The organism is Kitasatospora sp. NPDC057223, assembly GCF_042669755.1.
Taxonomy (GTDB): Bacteria; Actinomycetota; Actinomycetes; order Streptomycetales; family Streptomycetaceae; genus Kitasatospora.
The window spans coordinates 21,430-42,926 of sequence record NZ_JBHUWW010000052.1; the positions used below are offsets into that span (position 1 = coordinate 21,430).

The 21,497-nt window shown below is 73.5% G+C and carries 15 protein-coding genes and 1 pseudogene; 11 read left to right on the forward strand and 5 right to left on the reverse strand.

Translation table 11 applies throughout. The features are described from left to right. Positions 1-6 precede the first annotated feature (6 nt). The 8 genes and pseudogenes from ACFUK0_RS19715 to ACFUK0_RS19750 all read left to right on the forward strand — a co-directional run bounded on the left by ACFUK0_RS19715 (position 7) and on the right by ACFUK0_RS19750 (position 8,749). Entirely contained in the window at positions 7-870 is an 864-nt protein-coding gene (locus ACFUK0_RS19715) for a [LysW]-aminoadipate kinase (protein WP_380251852.1), read from the forward strand. Continuing rightward, positions 867-2,051 carry a M20/M25/M40 family metallo-hydrolase gene (locus tag ACFUK0_RS19720; RefSeq protein ID WP_380251854.1) on the forward strand — a complete coding sequence of 395 codons (1,185 nt, stop codon included), beginning with the start codon at positions 867-869 and terminating at the stop codon, positions 2,049-2,051. Before ACFUK0_RS19715 ends, ACFUK0_RS19720 begins: the two co-directional genes overlap by 4 nt. A gap of 46 nt (positions 2,052-2,097) precedes the next feature. Then, positions 2,098-2,322 (forward strand): annotated as a pseudogene (locus ACFUK0_RS19725) (hypothetical protein); the annotation flags it as partial. Positions 2,323-3,007: 685 nt separating this feature from the next. Continuing rightward, positions 3,008-3,337 (forward strand): hypothetical protein, encoded by a 330-nt coding sequence (locus ACFUK0_RS19730; protein WP_380251856.1) that lies wholly within the window; start codon positions 3,008-3,010, stop codon positions 3,335-3,337. Between the two features lie 13 nt (positions 3,338-3,350). Continuing rightward, the gene (locus ACFUK0_RS19735) at positions 3,351-3,536 is read left to right on the forward strand and encodes a hypothetical protein (protein WP_380251858.1); all 186 of its coding nucleotides are present in this window, start codon (positions 3,351-3,353) and stop codon (positions 3,534-3,536) included. After that, positions 3,529-6,801, forward strand: a complete 3,273-nt coding sequence (locus tag ACFUK0_RS19740) for an amino acid adenylation domain-containing protein (protein WP_380251860.1) — start codon at positions 3,529-3,531, stop codon at positions 6,799-6,801. Before ACFUK0_RS19735 ends, ACFUK0_RS19740 begins: the two co-directional genes overlap by 8 nt. Further along, a complete protein-coding gene (locus ACFUK0_RS19745) occupies positions 6,798-7,781 on the forward strand; it encodes a thioesterase domain-containing protein (RefSeq protein WP_380251862.1) in 984 nt (327 codons plus the stop codon). Before ACFUK0_RS19740 ends, ACFUK0_RS19745 begins: the two co-directional genes overlap by 4 nt. A gap of 164 nt (positions 7,782-7,945) precedes the next feature. Continuing rightward, on the forward strand, positions 7,946-8,749 hold the full coding sequence (locus ACFUK0_RS19750; RefSeq protein WP_380251864.1) for a BTAD domain-containing putative transcriptional regulator: 804 nt from the start codon (positions 7,946-7,948) through the stop codon (positions 8,747-8,749). A gap of 15 nt (positions 8,750-8,764) precedes the next feature. On the opposite strand, the gene ACFUK0_RS19755 is transcribed toward ACFUK0_RS19750, so the two are convergent. Both ACFUK0_RS19755 and ACFUK0_RS19760 read right to left on the reverse strand, forming a co-directional pair. Then, complete coding sequence (locus ACFUK0_RS19755) at positions 8,765-9,682, reverse strand: ornithine carbamoyltransferase (RefSeq protein ID WP_380251866.1); 918 nt, start codon at positions 9,680-9,682, stop codon at positions 8,765-8,767. A gap of 47 nt (positions 9,683-9,729) precedes the next feature. Continuing rightward, entirely contained in the window at positions 9,730-10,782 is a 1,053-nt protein-coding gene (locus ACFUK0_RS19760) for a cysteine synthase family protein (RefSeq protein WP_380251868.1), read from the reverse strand. 274 nt (positions 10,783-11,056) lie between these two features. On the opposite strand from ACFUK0_RS19760, the gene ACFUK0_RS19765 reads away from it, so the two are divergent. The 3 genes from ACFUK0_RS19765 to ACFUK0_RS19775 are packed head-to-tail and all read left to right on the forward strand — an operon-like array spanning position 11,057 to position 14,713. Next, positions 11,057-11,941 carry a kinase gene (locus tag ACFUK0_RS19765; RefSeq protein WP_380251870.1) on the forward strand — a complete coding sequence of 295 codons (885 nt, stop codon included), beginning with the start codon at positions 11,057-11,059 and terminating at the stop codon, positions 11,939-11,941. After that, positions 11,938-13,443: an argininosuccinate lyase gene (locus ACFUK0_RS19770; RefSeq protein ID WP_380251872.1), complete on the forward strand. Its 1,506-nt coding sequence runs from the start codon at positions 11,938-11,940 to the stop codon at positions 13,441-13,443. Before ACFUK0_RS19765 ends, ACFUK0_RS19770 begins: the two co-directional genes overlap by 4 nt. Before the next feature lie 19 nt (positions 13,444-13,462). Continuing rightward, positions 13,463-14,713 carry an ATP-grasp domain-containing protein gene (locus tag ACFUK0_RS19775; RefSeq protein ID WP_380251874.1) on the forward strand — a complete coding sequence of 417 codons (1,251 nt, stop codon included), beginning with the start codon at positions 13,463-13,465 and terminating at the stop codon, positions 14,711-14,713. Here the strand turns inward: ACFUK0_RS19775 and ACFUK0_RS19780 are convergent. The 3 genes from ACFUK0_RS19780 to ACFUK0_RS19790 are packed head-to-tail and all read right to left on the reverse strand — an operon-like array spanning position 14,697 to position 21,448. Then, positions 14,697-15,932 (reverse strand): cytochrome P450, encoded by a 1,236-nt coding sequence (locus ACFUK0_RS19780; RefSeq protein ID WP_380251876.1) that lies wholly within the window; start codon positions 15,930-15,932, stop codon positions 14,697-14,699. The genes ACFUK0_RS19775 and ACFUK0_RS19780 overlap by 17 nt on opposite strands. A 15-nt stretch (positions 15,933-15,947) precedes the next feature. Beyond that, positions 15,948-18,170 (reverse strand): acyl-CoA dehydrogenase family protein, encoded by a 2,223-nt coding sequence (locus ACFUK0_RS19785; protein ID WP_380251878.1) that lies wholly within the window; start codon positions 18,168-18,170, stop codon positions 15,948-15,950. After that, positions 18,167-21,448, reverse strand: coding sequence for an amino acid adenylation domain-containing protein (locus ACFUK0_RS19790; RefSeq protein ID WP_380251880.1), 3,282 nt, complete (start codon positions 21,446-21,448; stop codon positions 18,167-18,169). The genes ACFUK0_RS19785 and ACFUK0_RS19790 overlap by 4 nt, the downstream gene beginning before the upstream one ends. Between the last annotated feature and the right edge of the window lie 49 nt (positions 21,449-21,497).

Below are 21,497 nucleotides of genomic sequence, written 5' to 3' on the forward strand. Positions count from 1 at the left end.
ACGAGGATGAATGCGAAGACCGCCGGGATCGCGGTCGTGAAGTGCGGCGGCAACGCCGCCGTGGACGCCGCGGCGGTGTGCGCCGACGTGGCGGCCGTCCACGGCTCCGGGCGGTCCGTCGTGCTCGTGCACGGCGGGTCGGCCGACATCGACCGGATCGCCGCGCGCATGGGCGTCCCGGGCCGCCGGCTCACCGCGCCGGACGGCGTCAGCACCCGGTACACCGACTCCGACACGCTGGAGGTGGTGCTGCTGGCGCTGGCCGGGGCGGTCAAGCCGAGGCTGGTGGCGGCCCTGGGCCGGCACGGCGTTCGCGCGGTCGGGCTCACCGGCCTGGACGGCGGCCTGCTGCGGGCCCGGCGACGCCCGGCGCAGCGCGCGGTGGTGGACGGGCGGGTCGTGCTGGTGCGGGACAACCACACCGGCACCGTCCGGCAGGTCGACACCGCGCTGCTGCACACCTTGCTGGACGCCGGGATCGTCCCGGTGGTCTCGCCGCCGGCCGTCGACGAGGACGGCCGTCCGGTCAACGTGGACGCCGACCGGGCCGCGGCCGCGATCGCCTCGGCGCTCGGCGCCGAGGAGCTGGTGCTGCTGACCGGCGCGCCGGGGCTGCTGGCCGACCCGGGCGATCCGGCGTCGGTGCTGGCGGAGTACGCGGTCCCGGCCGAAGGCCTGCCGGACTTCGCCGGCGGCGGGATGGCCCTCAAGCTGGTCGCCGCGCGCGAGGCAGTGCGCGGCGGCGTCGGCAGGGTCCGGATCGCCGACGGCCGGGGCGCCCGGCCGCTGTCCGACGCGCTGTCCGGCGCGGGGACCTCGATCACCGTGGCGGCCCAGGTGCTGCCCGAGAGCGCGGGAGTGGCTTCGTGACCACGAACGGCGAGACCCCGGGGCCACCCGAGAAGGCCTCCGTGCCGTACCAGGCCGTCCCCGTCCCCGTCCGCGACAGCGCGGCCCCGGCCCGCGCCGCCGGCGCCGGCCGGATCACCGAGATCTACGCGGTCGGCCTGCTGGCCCGGATGCTGGAGATCCCGTCGCCGTCGTACAACGAGACGGCGCTGGGCCGCGAACTCGTCCGCTCCATGCGCGAGCTCGGGTTCACCGCCTACGTCGACGGCACCGGCAACGCCGTCGGCGAGATCACCCGCGGCGCCGGGCCCACGGTGATGCTGCTGGGCCACATGGACACGATCCCGGAGACCATGCCGACCCGCAGCGCCGACGGCAAGCTGTACGGTCGCGGCGCCGTGGACGCCAAGGGCCCGCTCGCGGCGATGATCTGCGCCGCCGCGGCGGCCGTCGACTTCCGGGGGAAGATCGTCGTCATCGGCGCGGTCGAGGAGGAGACGCCGGGCTCGCGCGGCGCCATGGCGATCCGCCGCACGTATCCCGTGCCGAACGCGCTGATCATCGGCGAGCCCAGCGGCTGGTCCAACGTCGTGCTCGGCTACAAGGGCAAGCTCGACCTGCGGCTGCGCGTCGACTGCCCATCCACCCACCCCAGCAACCCGGCGCCCAAGGCCACCGAGCGCGTCGCCGCGGCGTGGGCCGCGCTGCTGGAGCTGCTCGGCCCGCAAGCCTCGCACGCCTCCTTCGACCAGCCCGCTGCCACCCTGGTGTCGTTCACCGGCGACATCGTCTCCGCCGAGATGGACGTCAGCGTCCGGACCCCGGTCGGCTTCGACGTCCCTGGCCTGCTCGCCGCGCTCGACGAGGCCTGGGCCGGCGGCGAGGTCACCGTCCTGAACACCGTCGCCGCCTGCCGCACCGGCCGCGCCGACCCGGTGGTGCGGGCGCTGTCCGCGGGCATCCGCGCCCAGGAGGGCCGGCCCACGGCCAAGCTCAAGACCGCGACCTCGGACATGAACACCCTGGCCGAGGTCTGGGACCTGCCGATGGGGACCTACGGCCCCGGGGACAGCACCCTGGACCACTCCGACGACGAGCACATCCTGATCACCGACTACATCCGCGGGATCGCGGTGCTCACCGCGGCCCTCACCGAACTGGGCGGGCTCGACCCGGCCGCACTGCAGGGGAAGCTCCGCTGACCGGCATTCTCCAGCGCCTCGCCGAGCTCCCCGAGGGCCGGCGCACCTTGCCCCGGACGACTTCGAGGCCGAGGTGACGCGCCTCCTGTCCCTCGCCGCGCACCGGATCGACGTGGGTCAGGGGCCTGACGTGAGCTGGGCGCTGCCGGCCGATCCGGAGGGGGACGAGTTCGGCGTCCTGCGGCCGAAGAAGTCGTCGGTGGACCGACGACGCGCTCGTCCCGCGCGGCGTGGAGGTCAAGGCCCGCAGAGGTTCACCTGTGGTGTCTGATCTCCCCGGTGGAAGGTAACCCTCTGCCCGGGTCGTCGTCGTTCAGGGCAAGCATGTACCCGAGGGGGTCGAGCAGGCTCTTGCGGCGAAGTTCGCCTTCGTTCTCCCGCATTTGAACGAGCGGCAGCGTCGGCTGTTGCCGGGGCTGAGACCGAGGCTGCTGGGCCATGGCGGGATCCGGCCGGTGGCCGGCTCCGCAGGGGCGGGCGTGGAGACGGTGTCCCGGGGCGGGGACGAGATCGATGCCGGGGGCTTCACAGCGCCACCCCGGCCGACCGGCACCAGCACGCACCACCCGACACGACCCGGGCATCGGCATGAGCGGACGCCTGTTGCCTGACGGCCCACGGCACCCGGGACGACGTCGACCTGGCCGCCCCCGCGCTGCCCCCTGACCGGGACGACCGATCCGGGCCTTCGGCCCAGAGTGCTGACTCACTGCCGAACCCGAACCCGAACCCGTTCCCGAACCCGCATCGCCTCCGCGACAACGACACGGTAATCACTGGGCTGACCCGCGATCGCTCGATCCTCACCATCCGGTCGTCGTCCGCTCAGCAGATCGAGCAGCTTCCGTCCACCAAAGGTTGTCGCCCGCGCTCCCCGGTTTGCGGACGCGGCTGCCGCCGGATCCGCCGTACGGTCGAGGTCGACCAACGGGATCACCGCCTGTCGAGGAGGTGTGGTGACCGGAACCGACTTCATGCTCGCGATGCGCTTCGCCGGCGAGGTCCTGCGGGTGTCGGACTTTCGGGCGCGGGTCCCGGCCGTCTCCGGCGAGCGACCTCTGACGGTCACTCCGGTGATGCATCACCCGCACCACGTCCGGCCGCGAGCCGGCCGGCCGGTGAACACCGGCGGCGACCGCGCCGCAGCCGCGATCGCCGTGGCCGTCGGAGCCCCCCGACCGGTGCTGCTGACCGGCATACCCGCCGACCCCGGCCCCGGCGTCACAGCGAGGTCGAGCGCGACCGTGCCCGATGCCGGGTTCGTGTGGCAAGCGGCGTCCGCATGAGCCCCGGACCGGGGTGCCGACGGCGACGTACGGCCCCGGCGACAGCCGGCTCGACCACGCCGACGACGAGCACATCGTGCCGGCCGCCTGTCTCCGCAGCATCGCCGTGTTGAGCCGGGCCCTGCCCGAGCTGAACGACGTCCGCCGCACCGGAGCCCCCAACAGCGCATCGAGGACAGGAGAGGCGAACTATGAGTGACATGCTCAAGCGGCTGGCCCGGCTGCCGGAGGACCGCCGGGCGCAGCTCCTCGCGCGGCTGAGGGCCGAGGCTGGCGGGCCGGCGGGCCGCGGCCCGCGGCCTCGATCGCAGGCCGGCCCGGCACCGCTGTCGTACAACCAGGAGCCGATGTGGTCCTACGCGCAGCTGGAGCCGGATGCGCCCACCTACAACATGCCGTTCTGCTACCGGATCGCCGGCCCGCTCGACGCGGCGGCCCTGGCCCGCGCGCTGACCACGGTGGTGGCCAGGCATGCCGCCCTGCGGACCACACTCGTGGACCGGGGTGACGGCCCGGTCCAGGTCGTCCTGGACGAGATCCAGGTGCGGCTGCCGGTCGTCGACGTGCCCGACGTGGACGTGGCCGTCGAGCTGGTCGGCCAGGCGGTCCGGGTGCCGTTGCGGCTCGGCGAGCCGCCGCTGTGGCGTGCGACGCTGTACCGGGTCGCCGCCGACGACCACGTGTTCCTGTTCAACGTCCACCACGCGGTCTTCGACGGCTGGTCGCAGAGCGTGCTGGCCGCCGACCTGGGTGCCTGCTACCGGGCCGAGGTGCTGGGCACCGGGCCGGCCGACCTGCCCCAGCTCGCCCTCCAGTACCCGGACTTCGCGTCCTGGCAGCGGGAGTCGCTGTCCGGGGACCGCAAGGAGGAGCTGGGCGGCTGGTGGCGGGAGCGGCTGGCGGCGGCTCCCGTCCTGGAGTTCCCGACCGACCGGCCGCGTCCTGCTCAGCTGACCTTCGACGGCACGGTCGCCCAGTACACGTTGCCGCCCGACGCCGTCCGTGCCGCCGACGGCTACGCGCAGCAGGTCGGGGTGACCCCGTTCGCCGTTCAGCTCGCGGCCTTCCTCGCCGTGCTCCGGCACTGGACCCGGCAGGACGAGCTGGTGGTCGGCTCACCGAACGCCAACCGCACGCACAGCAGCCTGGAACCGGTGGTCGGCTTCTTCATCAACCAGCTGGTGCTGTGCACCGACCTGACCGGGAACCCGACGTTCGCCGACCTGGTGGAGCGGGTGCGGACCGTCCTGCGCGAGGCCGCCGTGCACGGTGAACTGCCGTTCGGCACGCTGGTGGACGCGGTGCGCCCGCGCCGGGACCGGTCCCGGCAGCCGCTGTTCCAGGTGGCGTTCGCGCTGCAGGAGGCCACCAGCCCGCTGCAGCTGGAAGGCACCACGATCGCCGAGCTGGAGGTGCCGACCGGGACGTCCCGGTTCGACATGGCCTGGGATGTCCGGCGCACCGACGCCGGTGCCGACGTGGTCGTCGAGTACCGCACCGCACTGTTCGACGAACCCTCCATCGGCCGGTTCGCCGAGGCCTTCGGCCGCGCGCTCCGGCAGTTGGCGGCCAACCCGCAGACCCAGGTGGACGACCTGGTGGTGGTCTCCGATGCCGAGCGCGAGCAGTCGGCGGTGTGGGCGGTCGGGCCGTCGCGGCCGGTGCGGGAGACGACGGTGGCCGCCGAGTTCGAGGCGCGGGTCGCCGAGGCTCCGGAGGCGCCCGCGCTGGTGGTGTCCGGGCAGACGCTGTCCTACGCGGAGCTGAACCAGCGGGCCGACCGGGTGGCACACCACCTGGTGGGCCTGGGCGCCCGCCCGGGCGCCGTGGTCGGCCTGTCCCTGGCCCGGGGCGTCGACCTGGTGGTCTCGGTGCTCGGGGTGCTGAAATCCGGCGCCGCCTACCTGCCGCTGGACCCGGAGCACCCGCAGGCGCGGGTCGACCAGATCATCGCGGACTCGGGGGCCGTCACGGTGCTCACCGAGGCGGTCCTGGCCGGGCTGCCGACCGGTCCCCCGGTCACTGCCCCGTTGCCGGCGGCGTCGCCGTCGGACGTGGCGTACGTGCTGTACACCTCGGGCAGTACCGGGCAGCCCAAGGGGGTGCAGATCGAGCACCGCAGCGTGATCAACTTCGTCGACAACGTACGGGACCTCTTCGAACTGACCCCCGCCGACCACGTGCTGGGCTTCGCCGCGATGACCTTCGACGTCTCGGTGTTCGAGACCTTCTCCGCCCTGCTCACCGGCGCCACGCTGTACCACGCCACCGACACCGAACGCACCGACATCCACGCCCTGCAGACCCTCATCGAGACCGGCGGCATCACCGTCACCGACCTGCCGCCGGCCGTCATGCCACTGCTCGAACCGGAACGGTTCCCGCAGCTGCGGATCGCCTTCGTCGGCGGCGAGGAGTTCACCGCGGATCTGGTCAACCGGTGGAATCCCGGCCGACGACTGTTCAACGGCTACGGCCCGACCGAGTGCACCGTGACGATGATCGTCCAGGAGTGTGCGGGCAGGTGGGAGGCGTCCCCGCCGATCGGGCTGCCGATGACCAACCACGTCGCCCACGTCCTGGACCCCGCCGGACACCCCGTCCCGGTCGGCGTCCCCGGAGAACTGCTCATCGGCGGCACCGGCCTGGCCCGCGGCTACCTCAACGACCCCGGCCTCACCGACGCCAGATTCATCCCCGACCCCTTCGGCACCGCACCCGGCGGCCGCCTCTACCACACCGGCGACCTCGTCAAACGCAACCCCGACGGCACCCTCACCTTCCTCGGCCGCATCGACCACCAGATCAAGATCCGCGGACTGCGCATCGAACTCGGCGACATCGAAACCGCCGCCCGCGACCACCCCGGCCTCGCCCAGATCGCCGTCAACCCCTGGACCGACGACCACGGCGAACACCACCTCGTCGCCTACCTCGTCCCCACCGACCCCGCCACCGCACCCGACCGCACCGCACTGCGCGAACACCTCGCCACCCAACTACCCCCCTACATGGTCCCCAGCTTCTTCGTCACCATCCCCGGACTCCCCCTCACCACCAGCGGCAAGCTCAACCGCCGAGCCCTGCCCGCACCGGACCCGCACACCTCGGACACCGCCCCGGCAGCCGCCCGCACCCCCACCGAGCACGCCCTCATCGACGACATCATCACCCCGCTGCTCCACACCACCGCCATCAGCCCCCAGGACGACTTCTTCGCCCTCGGCGGCAACAGCCTCCAGGCGAGCCGGCTGATCTCGATGATCAGCCGACGGTTCGGCGTGCAGATCGCGCTGGCCGACTTCTTCCTCTCGCCGACTCCCGCGCACCTCGGCGCGATCATCGACGTCGAGCAGGCCCGCACGACGGCCGACGACGACCTCTTCGCGGAGCTGGAATCCATGTCCGACCAGGAGGTGGCGGCCCACCTGGAGCACGGTGAGGCGCCCGGAGGCCACCGGTGAGCGACAGCGCGGAACGCGAGTCCCAGCTCCGGCTGGCTCAGCTGTCCCCGCAGCGGCGGCAGCTGCTGGCCGCACTGCGCAGCCGCCGCGACGCCGACCGGGCCGCCACCCGGGGGGTGCTGATGCGGCCGGGCGGCGAGGGGCGGGTGGTGCTGATCCATCCCAGCGGCGGCGCCCTGTTCTGCTACATACCGCTGATCCGGGCCCTGCCGGCCGGCCCGGCGGTGGTCGGCTTCCCCGCCGTGCCGGGCGACCGGGCAGCCCCGCTGGAGCAGCGGGTGGTCGCGGTGGCCGCCCGGATCGCGGCCGAGCTGCAGCGGGCCGAGCTGTCGGGCTGCGTGCTGGCCGGCTGGTCCTACGGCGGCTCGGTGGCCTTCGAAACGGCCCGGCAGCTGGCGCTGTCCGGCGTGGCCCGCCCACCGGTGGTGCTGCTGGACTCGCCGTTCGTCGAGGACTTGGCGATACGGATCCCCGGCGAGACCGAGTTCCGCCGGCAATTCGTCTACGACCTGGCCCGGCTGCACGGGGTCGGTGAGGAGCGGCTGCGGCCGCTGCGGGCCATCGCCTACGGCGCCGACGGGTCGCACGACGCGCCGGCGGCCGACGACGGCCCGGTGCCGGACCTGGTCGAGCTGGCCCGCGCCGCCGGTATCACGGACGACCTCACGCCGGCCGAGCTGACCGAGCACTACCAGACCTTCTACGCGGCGGCCTCCGGCCTGCACCGCTACCGGCCCGCCACCGGCTATCCCGGGCCCGTGCACGTGCTCAGCGCCGCCGCCACCGATCCGGAGATGGCGGCCGGCTGGCGCTCGGCGGCGGCCGGCGACTTCCGCCACGACGTGTTGGCCGGCGACCACTACAGGGTCTTCGCCCCGGACAACCTGCCGACGGTGGTCGCCGCGATCACCCGTCAGCTCGCCGCCACGACGCCGGGTTCGAGCGGGTCGTCGGCCCCGGCGCGCACCGTGCCGACGTAGGCCGGGAGCGTCGGGCGGCGGGACGGTGCCGGCCGGTCCGGAAGGCCGTGAGTTCTGCACGCTCCCGCCGGAAAAGTCTCTTGTGGAACGAGCAGATGCCCCGTCGCCCGGCAATGGCCGGGCATCCGTGACACCGAGGGGAAGCAACAATGAAATTGTCCATCATGGGGCCTTTGGAAATCATCGGCCCCCGGGGCCCGGCCGGCATTACCGCGCCTCGGCAGCGCATCGTGCTCACCGCTCTGCTCCTGAAATCGAACCGCACCGTTCCGGTCGAGATGCTGATCGACGCGGTCTGGGGCGAGAACCCGCCGGCGACCGCCCGCAGCCAGATCCACATCTGCGTGTCGAACCTGCGCAAGCGGCTGGCCAGGGCCGGGGTGTTCACGCTGATCGACACCCAGCCGCTGGGGTACCGGGCCCTGGTCGACGGCGACGAACTCGATCTCCACCGGTTCGACCGGCTGGTGGCCGACGGCCGGGCGCTGGTGGCGCGCGGCGATCTCGCCGCGGCGGCGGAATGCCTCGCCGCGGCGTTGCGGCTGTGGCGGGAGCCGGCTCCCGTCAGCGGCGACCACGACTGGGTCCAGTCGATGGCCGGGCACATCTGGGACTGGCGCGCCAGCGTGGCCGAGGAGTACTTCGACCTGCGGATCACCCTCGGCCAGGCCACCTCGATCCTGCGGGACCTGACCGGGCTCGTGGTGGAGTACCCGTTCCGCGAGCGCCTGCGCGCCCAGCTGATGATCTCGCTGTACCGGGCCGGCCGGCAGGTGGACGCGCTGGCCGAGTACCGGGACCTGCACGACCTCTTCGCCCGGGAACTGAGCCTGCGGCCCGGCCTGGAGCTGCGGCGGTTGCAGCAGGACATCCTGTCCGGCGCCGCCGAGCACCTGGCCCCGACGGGGTCGGTCGCCGGGGCCGACAACCCGGCCGGCCGGTACGTGGCGATCGGCGGCTTCGCCTGACCGGGGCCGGCCCGGTCAGGCCACCCCGGCGCACCACTCGAGGACCGCCATCGCGCTGGTCATCTTGTGGTAAGCCTGCCGCCACGCCCGGCTGCGGGGTCCGTCGAGCACCTCGTCGGTGACCTCCTGGCCGCGGATCGCCGGCAGGTCGTGCAGGAAGATCGTGCCCGGGTGTCCGAACCGCTCCACCAGGGCCTCGGTCACCTGGAAGGGATCGAACAGCGACCGCCAGTCCGGGTCCGGCTTCTGCACGCCCATCGTCTGCCAGCGGCTGGTGTAGACGACGTCGGCACCGGTGGGCGCCTCGTCGAGGGTGTGCCGCTGGTCGATCCGCCCCGCACCGCCCAGATCCTCCACGGCCGCCAGGACGTCCTCGGGCAGCCCGTACCCGGGCGGGGTCAGCAGGGTCAGTCGCAGGCCCGGGGTCATCGCGACGGCGTGCGCGAGGGACCGCGCGGTGCTGTTCCCCTCCCCGACGTAGAGCACGTGCCGGCCGGCGAGCTCGCCGAACTCCTCCTGCACGGTGGTGAGATCGGCGATCACCTGAGTGGGGTGCTCGTGCTCGGTCAGTGCGTTGACCACCGGGAGGCGGCCGGCCTCGCTCAGCGCGCGCAGCTCGGCGATGTCTCCGTTGGTCCGCACGACGAGCAGGTCCAGGTAGCCGCCGAGGACGCGGGCGGTGTCCGCCGGCGACTCACCGGTGATCAGTTGCAGGTCGTCCGGGCCGAAGGTGATGGCGTCCGCGCCCAGGGCGGTGGCGGCACGCCAGAACGACGTCCTGGTCCGGGTGGAGGACTTGCGGAAGTAGATGCCGACGGCACGGCCGGCCAGCGACGGCGGGAAGGACTTGGCGCCGGCCAGATGGACGGCGCGGTCGACCAGACGTGACAGTTCGGCACCGGAGATCTCCGGTAGCGACAGCAGGCTCGGCATGGCGGCTCCGTTTCACCGGCGGGGGGCGTGGGGATGTCTCGGACTGCTCACAGGGCACCGGCGGGGAGCGGGTCGCCGGAGCCGGTCGCCTCGGCCAGCGTTCGGCGTGCCCAGCCCATCCGGCTCCACCCGGCCCCGGCCGGCCGGGGGTCGGTCACCACCGTCGGTTCGCGCTGCGCGACCGGGTCGCCCAGCCCGTTGGCGGCCAGCCAGACGTCGTCGTAGACGGTGTCGACGTAGCGGTGGCCCTCGTCCGGGAGCATCACCACGGTCACGGCGTCGGGGTGCCGGGCGGCCCACCACGAGCCGACGAAGTAGGACGCGCCGCTGGTCGGCCCCATGAAGAGCGCACGCGAGCGGTAGAGGTCGCGCGTCGCGGCGAAGGCCGTGGCAGTGTCCAGCCAGTGCACCTCGTCGAACTCGGTGTGGTCGAGGTTGGCGGGCATCATGCTGTTGCCGAGGCCGCGCAGCACGCGGTGTCCGTCGGGCTGTCCGAACAGGACGCTGAGGTGGGCGTCGACGCCCACGGCGGTCAGGTCCGGGCAGGCCTGGCGCAGGTGTCTGGCGGTACCGCACATCGACCCGCCCGACCCGACGGGGCCGATCAGGCAGTCCACCTGGCCGAGCCGCTCCCACAGCAGGTCGGCGACCAGCGCATAGGACATGGGCTGCTCGGGATTGGAGTACTGCTCGGGACAGAAGGAGGCCGGCAGCCCGGCCCGGATCTCCTCGACCCGGGCCAGCCGGGAGGCCTGGAAGCCGCCGTGCTCCGCCGGATGCCGGACGATGTCGACCGTCGCGCCGAGATGTGTGAGCTGCCGGTGCAGCCGAGCGTCGATCACCGGGTCACTGACCAGGACCAGCCGGTGGCCGCTGAGCGCGCACTGCATCGCCAGGGCGAGTCCGAACGTGCCGGAGGTGGTCTCCACCACGGTCGTGTCCGCGGTCAGCAGCCCGCTGCTCTCGGCCTGGCGCAGGATGTGCCGGGCCGGCACCAGCTTCATCAGCCGGAAGACCACTGCGTACAGGTTGTCGCTGAGCCGGACCAGCGTCGGAATGCGCTGAGCCTCCACCACATCTGCGAATGCGGTTAATTCCACCGGCCACTTCCTTTTTTCCTGAACGCCCTTTCGGCGCCGGTCGACCCGACCTGTCCGACGATAGTCCGGTGGCCTATCATCGGACTATCGAAGCTCGATCAAAGGTTTCTCGGGACAGGTATTGACGGACCGATACCGATCTGTGAAGCATTTACTCCGTGTTCATCCGAGACCTCTTTCACGTGAAATCCGGCACGCGGTGACGGCCGGGTCGCCGACGACGCCCGCCACCGTGCGGGCCGATGCTGCCACAGGTGCGCGCACCGGGCTGGGGGTGTCGTTCGGGACGTTCGGCGAGCTGCTGCAGGGCGCGCTGGCCGGCCCGGACGAGGACTTCCTGGTGACCCTGCCGATCGCCCGCTGGTCCACCGCGCAGGTCACGCTGACCCCGGGAGCCGATGGGCTGCGGGTCGAACCGGCCGGCAAGCTGAAAGCGCTGCGGGTGGCACGATCCGTCCTCGCCCGCCACGGCGACGGCGACGGCGACGGCGGCACGCTGGTGCTCAGCGGCGACCTGCCCGAGGGCAAGGGCATGTCCAGCTCGTCCGCCGATCTGGTGGCCACGGTCCGGGCGGTCGCCGACGCGTTGGGGATCACACTGCCCCCGCAGGAGATCGAGACCTACCTGCGCGGCATCGAGCCGACCGACGGACTGATGTACAGCGAGGTCGTCGCCTTCCACCACCGGAAGGTCAGACTGTGCCGGACGCTCGGTCCGGTGCCGCCGATGACCATCGTCGGGGTCGACGAGGGCGGGCAGGTGGACACGGTGGACTTCAACGCGTCCCGGCCGGTGGTCCCGGCGGCCGAGCGGGGCGAGTACGGCGTGCTCCTGGACGGCCTCGCCACTGCGCTGGCCGGGGGCGACCTGGCCGCCGTCGGCCGGATCAGCACGCGCAGCGCGGAGCTCAACCAAGCCCGGTGCCACAAGCGCCACCTCGACCGGATGCTGGAGATCCGCCGTGACATCGGCGCGCTCGGGGTCGCCGTGGCACACAGCGGCACCATGGTCGGCCTTCTCATCTCCGGCGCGGACGCCGGGTACGACGGCAAGCTCGCCGACGCGGTCGCCGCCGGAACGGAGCTGGCCGGCACGGTGTCCGTCGACCACACGCTGTCCGTACCGGCCCCGAGGCGATACCGGGGGGCCCGCCCGTGAGCGCCGGCACCGGCCGGCTGGCCGGCACGCTCTCCCCCAGGGCGGCGCGAGTGGTGTTCGGCACCGACGCCGACGCCGCGATCGATGCCGAGCTGCCCTACATCACCACGATCGACCAGGCCCACATCGTCATGCTCGACGAGCAGCGGCTGATCAGCACGAAAGCAGCGGCCGGCCTGCTCGGAGAGATCCGGGCGCTGCGGGCCGACGGCTTCGCCGCGTTGCGGGGCCGGGCCGCGCCGCGCGGGGTCTACCTCCTCTACGAGAGCTACCTGATCGACCGGCTGGGCGCCGACGTCGGCGGGGTGCTGCACACCGGCAGGTCGCGCAACGACCTGAAGGCGACCATGCACAAGCTGCGGATGCGGGCCGCCCTGGACGAGACCCTGCGCGGGCTGGTCCGCCTGCAGGCGCTGCTCCTCGGCCGGGCCAGGGCGTACCGGGAGACGGTGATGCCCGTCTACAGCCAGTTCCAGCCCTCGGTGCCGGCCAGCTACGGCTGGTACCTGCTGGGCGTCGCCGAATCGCTCGACCGGGACATCGCCGGCCTGGTGGAGGCCGGGTCCGGGCTGGGCGAGTGCCCGCTCGGCGCGGCCGGCGGCGCGGGCACCGACGTGCCGATCGATCCGGCACTGACCGCGCGGCTGCTCGGGTTCGCCGAGCCGGTGGAACACGCCGGATACGCGATCGCGTCCCGGGACACCCTGCTGCGGACGCTGTCCGCCGCGGTGCTGGCCGGGCTCACACTCTCCCGGCTGGCCACCGATCTTCAGCTGTGGAGCATGCCGGAACTGGACATGGTCGACTTCCCGGACAGTCTGGTCGGCTCCAGTTCGGCCATGCCGCAGAAGCGCAACCCGTTCCTGCTGGAGCATCTCAAGGGCGGCGCGAGTGCGCTGGCCGGGGCCTGGACCACGGCCGTCGGCTGCATGACGAGCACGCCGTTCGGCAACTCGGTCGAGGTCACCACCGAGGGCGTGGCGCCGGTCTGGCCGGCGCTGGACCAGTTGCACGACATGGCGCAGCTGTCCATCGCGGTGGTCGCCGGGGCCCGGCCCCGGCCGGAGCACATGCTCGATCACGCTCACCGCGGCTTCACCGTGGCCACAGCCGTCGCGAACCGCCTGGTGGCGCAGGGCGTCCCGTTCCGGGTCGCACACTCGGTCACCGGCCGGCTGGTCACCGAGCTGATCGCCGGCGGGGCGTCCTCCTTTGCCGCGGTCGCACCCGAGGTCCTGTCGGACCGGCTCAGCGCGATGCTGGGGACGGTGACGCCCGGGACGGTGGTGCGGATCAGCGCCGCCGATGTGGACCCGGCGGCGGTCGCCGCCGCCACCGGCTCCGGCGGCGGCCCGGGCCCGGCACCGTTCGCCGCCGCACACACCCGGCTCCTGCACCGGTGGCGGGAGCGGGTTGATAGGCTGACCGCCGCCGCGCGGGACCTGCGGGCCGCCGAGGACGGGCTGACGCAGGCGGTCGAGGCACTGCTCGAACGGGCATGACCGGAGTGGGGGGACGACCGTGACCGGGCGATGGTTCGCGCTGGTGGAGAGCAACACGACCGGCACCGGACGGGATTTCGCGGTGGCCGCGGCGCGGCACGGCCTGCGCCCGGTCCTGCTGACCCGGGACCCCGGCCGCTACGACTACGTCGGCGAGCTGGGCCTGCCGATCCGCGAAGTGGACACCGGCGACCCGGCCGCGGTGGAGGCGGTCTGCCGGCGGTTGGACCCCGTCGGCGTCACCAGCAGCAGTGAGTACTTCGTGCAGACCGCCGCCGCGGTCGCCGGGCGGCTCGGCCTTCCGGCGCCGGATCCGGCGGCGATCGGGCGCTGCCGCAACAAGGCCGAGCAGCGCCGTTGGCTCGCCGCCGCCGGCGTCCCGGTGCCGGCGTTCGTCGCCTGCCACACCGCCGCGGACGCCGCCGACGCGGCGGCGAAGCTGGACGGGCCGGTGGTGGTGAAGCCGGTGTACGGCTCCGGCTCGCTGGGGGTCCGCCTGTGCGCCGATCCCGACGAGGCCTTCGAGTGGGCCGCCCGCGTGCTGAGCGGCGGGCAACCCGCTCCCGGCCGGCCCGCCCCCGGGCCGCAGCTGCTGGTGGAGCGGGAGGTGACCGGCCCGGAGTTCTCCGTGGAGATCATCGACGGCCGGCCGGTCGGGGTGACCGGCAAGTACCTCGGGCCGCCGCCCTACTTCGTGGAGATCGGCCACGACTATCCCGCCCCCGTGCCGGCCGCGACCACCGCCGCGCTCGCCGCCGTCGCGGTAGAGGCCGTACGCGCGGTCGGGCACGTGGTCGGCCCGGCGCACGTGGAGCTGCGGCTTCCCGACGGCGGCGTGCCCACCATCATCGAGATCAACCCCCGGCTCGCCGGCGGGCTGATCCCGCGGCTGGTGCGGCAGGCGACCGGGCGGGACCTGATCGACGAGGTGGTGACCGGCGCGGCCGGCCTGCCCGCCGCGCAGCCCGCGCCCGGCGGCCGGTCCGCGTCGATCCGGTTCCTGCTGCCCGGACGGGAGGGCCTGCTGGCCGGCGTCACCGGCCTGGAGCAGGCCCGCGAGCTGACCGGCGTCATCGAGGCGCAGTGCCGGCTGGAGCCCGGGGCGCAGGTCCGGATCGAACACTCCTTCGTGGACCGGAAGGGCCATGTGATCGCTTCCGGGCCGGACCCGGCGGCCGCCGCGGCGGCGGCCGACCGGGCCCTGGCGCGGATCCGCCTGGTGTTCGCCGACGGGCCGACAGCACCGGCAGGGCTCAGCCTGCCGGTGTGAGCACCACCGGCAGCTCGGTGATCCCGTTGAGGAAGTTGGATCGCAGATGCCGGACCGGGCCGGCCGGCGCGATCGTCTCGACCTGGTCGACGAGCTCGTCGATCAGCAGCCGCAGGCCGGTCTGCGCGACGGCGTTGCCGACGCACCGGTGCGGGCCGTAGCCGAAGGCCACGTGCGGGTTCGGCTGCCGCGCCGGGTCGAAGACGTCCGGCTCGGCGAACACCGACTCGTCCCGGTTCGCCGACGTCAGCCAGGCCGCCACCAGGGCGCCCGACGGGATCGTCACACCGTGGATCTCGACCTGCTCCCGGGTCCGGCGCAGCAGGTGGTTCACCGGGCTGCTGAAGCGCAGGGTCTCCTCCAGCACCGTCGGGCGCAGCTCGGGCGAGCTGCGGACGCGCTGCCAGAGCGCGGGGTCGGCGCTCATCACCCGGACGAAGTGGGACGCGCCCTGCGGGATGGTGGGGTTCGCCCCCATGATGAACGCGTAGCAGTTCACCAGCACCTCGTCGTCCGTGGCCGGGCGCCCGTCGATCTCGGCGCGGATCAGCCGGGAGACCAGGTCGTCGCCGCCGGGGTTCGCCCGGCGCTCGTCCAGGAGATCGACGAACAGCGTGAACAGGTAGACGTGCGCCGCGCGTAGCGTCGCGGCGGCGTCTCCGACGCTGTAGGCGGGGTCCTCGGCGGCCATGCTGGCGACCGTCCACCGCGACGCCTCCTCCCACCGGTCCGCCGGGATCCCCATCAGACTGCCGGCCACCAGCATCGGCAGCACCGCGGTCAGCGCCGCGAAGTCGACCTCGCGACGGCGGCACATGTCGGCGACCAGATCGTGGATCCGCTGCCGGATCTGCGCCTCGTGGTCCTTGAGCACCCGCATGGACATCGCCTGCACCGTGGCCGACCGCACGAAGCGGTGCCGGGGCGGGTCGGTCAGATGGATCGCCATGCCGGCCGCGGAGTCCCGCTCCAGCACGGTCAGCATCGTGCTGTGCTCGGAGCTGAACCGGTCGGTGTCCAGGAGCACGTCCACCACATCCCGGTAGCGGGTGACCGACCAGAACGGGGTCCCGTCGGGCGCCTGCTGGCGCCAGACCGGTGCGTGCGCCCTCAGTCGGCGGAGCAGGTGGTGCGGCGCGCCGTCCTGGTAGACCGCCACCGGATAGAGGTCGATGTCATCCAGGCTGCTGGGCTCTGCAAGGTCCGCGGCGATCGTCATTGACGGACACCTCTCTCATCGGTTCTCATCAGTCGGTCCAGGGCCGCCGGCGGCGGACCGCAGCGCGGCCAGCCGACGGGAGCCCGCTTCGCGCCAGAGGTCGGCGGGCGTCCCGAACCGGGTCACCTCGGTCCGGGCCCGGCTCAGGTACGCGTGCACGGACAGCTCGTGGCTCAGGCCGCGGGCGCCGTGCACCTGCACCGCGGCGCGCACTGTGCGCAGCGCGGCCTCCGCGGCGGCCGCTAGCGTTTCCACGGCGGCGAGCTCGGCGCCCGGGCCGTCGCCCGGTCGGCCTTCCTCCAGCCGGTCGTCGTCCAGCCGGCCGGCGGCGGCCGCGACCGCGAGGTGGATCCCGTACAGCTCGATCCGCCGCCGGGCGAGCCGGAACGCCACCGCCTGGTTCGCCAGGACGGGACGGCCGAACTGCTGCCGGGCGGCGGCATACCGCACGGCCAGCTCCAGCGCGCCCTCGGCGAGGCCGAGGAGGTACCCGGCATGCCGAAGCCGGGCCCGCGCCAGCAGTGGGGCCAGGTCGGCCGCGGGGACGAGCCCGGCCGGGTCGATCTCCAGGTCGCCCACCGGGAGCCGGTGCAGCCCGCCCGGTGCCGGCTCGGCGGCGTGCCGCCAACCGTCGGCGGGCACTACCGCGATCCGGACCGCTCCTGTGCCGTCCGGCACGGGCAGTACGCAGTGCGCGGCGAGCAGGCCGCCGCCGTCCACGACCACGGCATCGGGCGCCGCCTCCCGTCCGGCCGCGAGCAGGTCGAATCCGGCGGGCAGCACGGCCGCCTTGCCGGCCACCAGGTCCGCCGCGGGAACCGCCGGCCGCTCGCGGCCGGCCAGCGCTTCGATGGCCAGCAGGCTGCCGGTGTAGAGGTCCGGCAGCGCTCGGCGGCCCAGTTCGGCGGCGATCCGCGTGCCACAGGCCAGGCCGAGATCGAAGCCGCCGGCCTCGACCGGCGCCTCGTACGCGACGGCGTCCTGATCCGCCAGTGCGGCCAGGGCGGCCGGGCCGACGTCCGGACCGGCCGGGTCCACCGCCGCCAGGCTGTCGGCGAGCGCCCGGCCGATCCGCCTCAGCACCGGGTCCTCACCGGTGTCCGGAGCCTGCTCCAACGCGGAACTGGCCACCATCTCCAGCATGATCTCCGACGTGCCCGCGGAGATGGTCAGGCCGGGCGCCTCACGGAAGCCGGCCTCCAGCACGGCTGCCGCGGTCGGATCCAGCCGGTGCAATCCGTAGCCCGGGCCGTGGACGAGGGCGGCCCAGGTGGCCACCTCCTGCGCGGTCCGGCTGGTGTGGTACTTCGCCATCGCGGCCACCGCGGGATCCAGCCGGTCCGCGTCCAGCCGGCCGATCGCGTCCCAGGCCAGAAGCCGCCCGGCGGCGACCGCGGCGCCGTGCCGGCCCACGTCGGCGAGGAGGCCGGCGTCCACCGCCGCCGGGTCGAGCCCGGCGATCGCGGCGGTGTACCAGCGCTCGGCCTTCAGCGAGTAGTCCAGGCCGGTGCGCTCGATCGCCAGGCAGCGGGTGAGCAGTGACCAGCCCTCCCCCTCACCGCCGAGCAGGTCGGCCGGGCTCACCCGGACCGACTCCAGTCGCACCTCGTCGAACCGCTCGTCGGCGATCGAGGGGATCGTGCCGCAGTGCACCCCGGGCGTGCGCAGGTCGACCAGCATCAGGCTGATCCCGTCGTACTTGGTGGCACCCGTCGATGTCCGCACCGCGCAGAGGGCGAGGTCGCTCTGCCCGCTCTTGAGGCCGTACACCTTCGTCCCGGAGACGAGGTAGCCGTCCTGGTCGCGCACCGCGGTGGTGCGCAGCGCGGCCAGGTCGGAGCCGACCTCGGGCTCGGTGTACAGCACGGTGGCGAACCGGCGCGCCGCCGCGAGTTCCGGCAGCAGCCGGGCCTTCTGCTCGGCCGACCCGGCCTGCAGCAGGAAGAGGCCGACGATCTGGATGCTCAGCACGTGCAGCATGTCCGGCACGCCGCCGCGGACCAACTCCTCGGCCACCGCCGCTGCCTCGGCATGGCCGAGTCCGCGGCCGCCGTACTCGACCGGCCAGCTCACCGCGAGAAGCCCGTGCGCGGCGAGCTCGCGGTAGAGCGGGCGGACGTCCGGCTCGGGGCCGCCCGCGCGCACCGCAGCCAGCGCGGCCCGCACGGCGGGCGTTCCGAGCGTCCGCCGAACCTCGGCGCGCAGGTCGTCCAGACTTTCGCGATCGGGCCCGGTCACCGTGCCGCCGCCTCGTCTGCCTCGTCTGCCTCGTCCACCTTGTCTGCCTCGCCGGACTCGCCGGACTCGCCGCCTAGCAGCCGCTCCGCCTCCTCCGGCGGTAGCAGCTCGATCAGCGCGAGGAGATCCTCGTCGGTGAGCGTGTCCGCCAGCGCCGCGTCGATGATCGCCCCGAGGTTCGCGGGGGTCGGCGCGGCGAAGAAGTCGGCGAGACCCACGTCCACGCCGAACGTGTCGCGGATCCTGGACAGCAGCCGTGTCGCCTGGAGGCTGTTGCCGCCGAGGGCGAAGAAGTCGTCGTGGGGGTTGATGGCCGGGATGTGGAGCAGGGGGCTGAGGATGTCGGTGATGAGGGTGTGTTCGGTGGGGGTGCGCGGGGCCGTGGGAGTGCTGTCGGAGGTGTGCGGGTCCGGTGCGGGCAGGGCCCGGCGGTCGAGCTTGCCTCCGTCGTTGAGCGGGAGTCCGGTCAGCACCACGTAGTGCGACGGGATCATGTAGGGGGGTAGTTGGGTGGCGAGGTGTTCGCGCAGTGCGGTGCGGTCGGGTGCGGTGGCGGGGTCGGTGGGGACGAGGTAGGCGACGAGGTGGTGTTCGCCGTGGTCGTCGGTCCAGGGGTTGACGGCGATCTGGGCGAGGCCGGGGTGGTCGCGGGCGGCGGTTTCGATGTCGCCGAGTTCGATGCGCAGTCCGCGGATCTTGATCTGGTGGTCGATGCGGCCGAGGAAGGTGAGGGTGCCGTCGGGGTTGCGTTTGACGAGGTCGCCGGTGTGGTAGAGGCGGCCGCCGGGTGCGGTGCCGAAGGGGTCGGGGATGAACCTGGCGTCGGTGAGGCCGGGATCGTTGAGGTAGCCGCGGGCCAGGCCGGTGCCGCCGATGAGCAGTTCTCCGGGGACGCCGACCGGGACGGGGTGTCCGGCGGGGTCCAGGACGTGGGCGACGTGGTTGGTCATCGGCAGCCCGATCGGCGGGGACGCCTCCCACCTGCCCGCACACTCCTGGGTGGTCACCCAGACCGTGCACTCGGTGGGGCCGTAGACGTTGAGGAAGGTGCGGCCGGCGTTCCAGCGGTTGACCAGCTCGGCCGGAGAGCTCTCGCCCCCCACGCAGGCGATCCGCAACCGGGGGAACTCTTCGGGATTCATGAGTTCCATGAGCGTGGGTGGTATGTCGGTGACGGTGATGCCGCCGGTCTCGATGAGGGTCCGCAGGGCGTGGATGCTGGTGCGCTCGGTGTCGGTGGCGTGGTACAGCGTGGCGCCGGTGAGCAGGGCGGCGAAGGTTTCGAACATCGCGACGTCATAGGTCATCGCGGCGAAGCCCAGCACACGGTCGGCGGGGGTCAGCTCGAAGAGGTCCCGCACGCTGTCGACGAAGTTGATCACGCTGCGGTGCTCGATCTGCACCCCCTTGGGCCGCCCTGTGCTGCCCGAGGTGTACAGCACGTACGCCACGTCCGACGGCGACGCCCCCGGCAGCGGGGCAGTGTCCGGGAGAGAGGCGGTGTCCGGCATCGGGGCGGTGCCGATGTCGTCACGGTCGAGCAGTACGGCGGGGACGGTCGAACCCAGCCGGCCGGCCGTGGCGCTGTCGGTCACCAGCACGACCGCGGCGGCGTCATCGAGGATCCGGCCGAGCCGGGCCGGTGGATGCGTCGGGTCCAACGGCAGGCAGGCCGCGCCGGACTTCAGCACCGCCAGCGATGCCACCACCGCCTCGACCGAGCGGGGCACCGCGAGAGCCACGAAGGTGCCCGGCCGGGCACCGCGCGCAACCAGGTGGCGGGCCAGCCGGTCGGCCCGCCGGTCCAGCTCCGCGTAGGACAGCGTCCGCCCGGCCACGACCAGCGCGGGCGCCTCCGGAGCCTCGGCGACCCGTGCCTCGAACTCGGCGGCCATCGTCGTCTCCCGCACCGGCCGCAACGGCCCGGCCCCGAGGGCGAGCAGCCGCTCCCGTTCGCCCGGTGCGACCGGCCGCAGCTCGCTCAGCCGGAGCGAAGGCGCGGCGCACACCTGGGCCAGCACCCTGGTGAAGCCCTCGGTGAACCGGTCCACGGACTGCTCGTCGAACAGCGCCGTGCTGTACTCGACCCGGACCTCCAGGCCGTCGGCGCGCTGGGTGAGCTGCCAACTGGCATCGAACCGGGCCGAGTCCAGCGCCACCGGCTCCGGCACGACGCTCAGGCCGGGCAGATCAAGCGGCACCGGCTCGGTCAGGTAGCCGAAGCTCAGCTGGAACAGCGGCGGCCGTGAGAGCTCCCGCGGCGGCCGGACCGCGTCCACCACCCGGTCGAACGGCAGCTCACCGTGCTCGCCGGCGACCCGCACCTCCTCGCCCACGCGCCGCACCACCTCGGCGAACGTCGGGTCGCCGGACAGATCGACCCGCACCGCCAGCATGTTCACGAAATTCCCGACCAGCGGCTCGATCTCCATCCGGCCGCGACCGGCGCTGGGCGAGCCCACGGTCAGGTCGTCCGCCCTGGTCCAGTAGGAGACGGTGGCCAGGAAGGCAGCCAGCAGCACCACGTACGGCGTGCCGGACAGCCCGGTGGCCAGCGCCCGCAGGTCCTCCTGGGTGGGGTCGGCGAGCAGCCGCCAGGTGGTGGCGCCGGCCGGGTCCCGCCTGGACGGGCGCGGCCGGTCCGTCAGCAGTTCCGACGGCGGGGCGCCGGCCAGCTTCCCCCGCCACCACTCGCCCAGTTCGCGAATCCGCTCGTCGGTCAGCCGCTGTCGTTGCCAGCGCACGTAGTCCGGGTACTGCACCTCCAGCCGCGGCGGCTCTCCGGCCGGTAGGCCGGCCCCGGCGGCATAGCCGGCTGCCAGCTCACGGGTGATCACGTCCACCGACCAGCCGTCGCAAACCAGGTGATGGACCACGACGACGAGCAGGTGCTCCGTGGGACCGGACCGGTACACCGCGACCCGCCACAGCGGTGCGGTGTCCAGCGCGAACGGCTGCTGGGCCAGCGCGTGCGCGGCGGCGCGGGCGGCGGTCAGGTCCGGGACGTCGACGACGGACAGCGGCACCGACACCGACGCCTCCGTCGCCTGCACCGGCTCGCCGTCGTGCTCCTCGAACCGGGTCCGCAACGGCGCGTGCCGGGCGACGATCCCGGCGAGCGCGCCGCGCAGGGCGTCGACATCGAGCGTGCCGCGCAGCACCCAGCTCACCGGGACGTTGTACGTGGGGTGGCCGGGCGCCAGCCGCTCGGCGAGCCACATCGTCTCCTGGGCGGGTGCCAGGGGCAGCGGCCCCGCACCGAACGGTTCCGCGGTCAACTGCGGGCCGGTGGTCCCAGCCGCTTGCCGGCGCCGGGCCAGCAGAGCG

Excerpts from the sequence above, each read along its gene's own strand:
- ACFUK0_RS19755 (WP_380251866.1), bottom strand. The coding sequence starts at position 9,682 with ATGCCGAGCCTGCTGTCGCTACCGGAGATCTCCGGTGCCGAACTGTCA.
- ACFUK0_RS19715 (WP_380251852.1), top strand. The coding sequence starts at position 7 with ATGAATGCGAAGACCGCCGGGATCGCGGTCGTGAAGTGCGGCGGCAAC.
- ACFUK0_RS19780 (WP_380251876.1), bottom strand. The coding sequence starts at position 15,932 with ATGACGATCGCCGCGGACCTTGCAGAGCCCAGCAGCCTGGATGACATC.
- ACFUK0_RS19750 (WP_380251864.1), top strand. The coding sequence starts at position 7,946 with ATGGGGCCTTTGGAAATCATCGGCCCCCGGGGCCCGGCCGGCATTACC.
- ACFUK0_RS19740 (WP_380251860.1), top strand. The coding sequence starts at position 3,529 with ATGAGTGACATGCTCAAGCGGCTGGCCCGGCTGCCGGAGGACCGCCGG.